Below are 2943 nucleotides of genomic sequence, written 5' to 3'. Positions count from 1 at the left end.
CTGGTGGAGTGGTTTCCGGTAAGAGAACGCGGCATGGCTTTTGGGCTGCTTATGGTGGCTCCTTCAGCCGGTATTCTAATTTCAAATTTTTTGGCGCCTACTCTTAACCAAATGATTGGTTGGAAAGGCGCTTTTATGTCGGTGGGAACGATTACTTTTGTCGCAGGTGTATTTGTTGCATTATTTATGCGTTCGAATGCACCCAAAGAAGATAAGCAGGAATCATTGATAGCTGGTTTTATTTATCTCTTTCATCATAAAAATTTGATGCTGACTTGTGCGACCGGGTTTTGCTTAATGTGGCTGCAGTTAGCTGTGGCTACATGGGCAAATGCCTATATTAAATCCATCGGTTTCACCGTAAAAGACGCCGGTACGGTCATGATGTGGTATGGAGTGGGTGGGGTTTTGTCCCCCATTGTGGCCGGTTTCTTGTCAGATCGGTTAAATAACCGGCGGATCATTGTTTTGGTATCGTTGGCACTTACCATACCGTTAACCTTGTGGTTTGGACATGAGACCTCCTTGACTGCACTGTATATACTGAGCTTTGCTGCTGCTTTTGCCTCTTATTTAGCAAACCCCATGCTCAATGTCATGGTTGCCAATTATGCGGGTGTTCAGTGGGCTGCTACCGCCAGTGGCATAGCGAACTTCTTGTATCAGCTTGCCTCGCTGATTAGCCCGCTTGTTCTTGGATTAGTCATTGATTGGACAGGTAATTTTAGTTGGGTATGGTGGATTATGGCTCTGGGACCAGCTATCGGCTTTATCATTATGTTATTTATCAAAGAATAGCGGCCATTGTCTGATTGTTTCTGTCGCAAGAGGCGGGCAGAGTTCAGTACAACGAGGATAGAGCCAAGAGTATGCACAATGGCGGCCAATACTGGGCCTAATAAACCGTAGGCAGCAAACAGGATGGCAATCAGGTTGTTGGCTACAATGATATTCTGCCAGATGGTGCGGATGGCTTTGCCGACTGCTGGGCATCGCCAGTCAAGAATACGATGTTATTAATGTTTTCACGGTGTAATGCGGCAATCATATCTTTAACATCTTCACGCAGTGGGTCATGGATAACGATAATCCCGACAACTAATCCGTCGGCAGCGAGAATAACCGCCGTGCCACCAGCTTGTTGGCTGTCAAGACGGCAATTGCCAACAAGTCATTTTTGTGCCAGCCATTGTAGCTGCGGATAGCTTTTACTGCTGGTTTGCCTACCGTAATGGTGCCGGTTTTATCTAATAACACGGTATCGACGGTTCCTATCTTTTCTAAGATTTCGCCGCCTTTAATCAACAGAAAGGACAAGAAATAGGAGGCTATTAGAGTACGAGTTTCGCGTTTGAAAAGAAGAAAAATAATTTTTTCACTATTTACAAAATGGCGGCAACATTGTAAAATTATGATGAATTGAGAGTTATGAAAACTCTACCAAAAAAGCAAGTGCAGTGCGTGTCCTTAATATATAAATATAATATAGTAGATACCCTGATGTGATGATAGGCATGAAGCCTTGGTGGACGTAAAGTCTCCTTTGGTTTGCATGCCTTTTTATTTGCCAAGAAGAACGCTTGTGATTGACGAATACCAGTAAGGGAGAGAAAAGTATGTTAGCTACAAAAAAGCAGTTTAACAAGTTCAAACAGTATGCAGCACTGGTTATATCCCTGATTCTGCTAGCAATCCTGGTAGCTGGCTGTGGTTCGCAGACAAGTAAGGATGCGTCTCAAGAAAAGGTATTGAAATTTTCCTGGGCGAAAGACATTGGGCCTTTGAACCCGCATTTGTACAATCCGAATGAGATGTTTGCGCAGGCCATGGTCTATGAATCTCTGGTGCAGTATAGCAGTGATGGTAAGATTATTCCCTGGTTGGCTGAGAGCTGGACAGTCTCACCAGACGGCAAAGAATACATATTTACCCTGCGGAAAGACGTAAAGTTTTCTGATGGCACTCCATTTAATGCGGCGGCAGTTAAGAAAAATTTTGATGCTGTTTTGGCCAATGGCAAGCGTCACGACTGGCTGGCATTAATCAGGCAAATCAAAGAAACACAGGTCATAGACGACAGAACATTCAAACTGGTGCTAAAGGATTCTTATTACCCGGTATTACAGGAGCTGGCCCTCATCCGTCCGCTTCGTTTCCTGGCCCCTTCTCAGTTTCCGGATAGCGGTAATACTGCCGAAGGTATCAAAAAGCCGGTTGGTACCGGCCCTTGGATGCTGAGCGAGTATAAACAAGGTGAAGTCGCAGTATTTGTTCCCAATCCGCATTATTGGGGGACTAAACCGAAAGTGGATAAATTGGTAGTAAAAGTTATTCCTGATAGTGAGTCACGGGTTGTTGCGTTTGAAAAAGGGGAACTGAATTTGATTTATGGTAAAGGCAGTATCAGCATTGATGCTTTTAAGCAGCTGCAGGCCTCAGGAAAATATGAAACCAAACTGTCCGGGCCTCTGGCAACCCGTGCTTTGGCCATAAACTCCAATAAAGGCGCGACTAAGGAGCTTAAAGTACGGCAAGCCATTCAGCATGCGGTTAATAAAGATGCGTTTATTAAAGGCGTTCTCTTTGGTACCGAGCATAGAGCCGATACCTTGCTTGCCGCAAATTTCCCATATTGTAATCTTGGGCTAAAACCGTATGAATATAGTGAGGCTAAGGCTAAGAGCCTCTTGGAAGAGGCTGGCTGGAAGGAAGTCCCGGGTAAGGAATTTAGGGAAAAAGACGGACAAGTGTTGGAAGTGGAATTTTGTTTTTACAGTACAGATGCTATTCAAAAATCAATCGGCGAAGTACTCCAGGGTGATCTGAAGAAAGTAGGCATAAAAGTTAAGTTGACTGCCGAAGAACCTGGTTCCATTGTTCAGCGTCAAAAAGACGGCAATTTTAATCTGATTACCAATGATACTTCGGGTGCTCCCTATGATC

3 protein-coding genes are annotated in these 2943 nt (G+C 44.4%); 2 read left to right on the top strand and 1 reads right to left on the bottom strand.

Annotation, left to right across the window (positions count from 1 at the left end):
* A partial coding sequence (locus AC29Z1_RS15860; RefSeq protein WP_488272426.1) for an MFS transporter occupies nt 1–798 on the top strand: 798 nt, incomplete at its 5' end.
* A 300-nt stretch (nt 799–1098) separates the two neighbouring features.
* On the opposite strand, the gene AC29Z1_RS15855 is transcribed toward AC29Z1_RS15860, so the two are convergent.
* The gene (locus tag AC29Z1_RS15855) at nt 1099–1317 is read right to left on the bottom strand and encodes a hypothetical protein (protein ID WP_488272425.1); all 219 of its coding nucleotides are present in this window, start codon (nt 1315–1317) and stop codon (nt 1099–1101) included.
* A 299-nt stretch (nt 1318–1616) separates the two neighbouring features.
* Between AC29Z1_RS15855 and nikA the strand changes: the two genes are divergently transcribed.
* Nucleotides 1617–2943 (top strand): nickel ABC transporter substrate-binding protein (nikA, locus tag AC29Z1_RS15850; RefSeq protein WP_488272424.1); only part of this gene is annotated, 1327 nt, incomplete at its 3' end.

Source organism: Sporomusa sp. (genome assembly GCF_057736855.1).
This window is presented reverse-complemented; position numbering and strand designations above follow the sequence as displayed.